The following is a 300-nucleotide window of genomic DNA, read 5'->3' as shown; positions in this document are numbered from 1 at the left end:
AGTTGATTGCGCCCCACCGGGGAGTTGAGGTACAGCCAGCCACTGGTGCGTTTTAATAATTGTTTGGTCGCCATGGCATGTTCCTTTCATCGATTTTGCTCGGGGTTCCACTGGCTGTAACGCTGACCACGCAGGAACTGCCACAGACCGATACTCATCCCGACCAGGGTCACCAGGAGGAACGCGGCGAGGCGAAAGGGTTTGTGCAAACGGTGTTGCGAGTCCAGCAGTCCGGCAATCGCCAGGGCGTAACCGAGCAGTTGCGCCACCAGGCAAAATTGATAGAACCCGTGGTCATTC

Annotated in this window: 1 pseudogene; it reads right to left on the bottom strand. The window is 56.7% G+C overall.

Going from position 1 to position 300, the window contains the following annotated elements:
* Nucleotides 1–86 precede the first annotated feature (86 nt).
* Nucleotides 87–300 (bottom strand): annotated as a pseudogene (locus BK665_RS33625) (glycosyltransferase family 2 protein); the annotation flags it as partial.

The sequence above is a fragment of the Pseudomonas frederiksbergensis genome, from assembly GCF_003732665.1.
Lineage (GTDB): Bacteria > Pseudomonadota > Gammaproteobacteria > Pseudomonadales > Pseudomonadaceae > Aquipseudomonas > Aquipseudomonas frederiksbergensis_G.
Note: the sequence above shows the minus strand (reverse complement) of the source record. Positions and strands in the feature narration are given on the sequence as shown.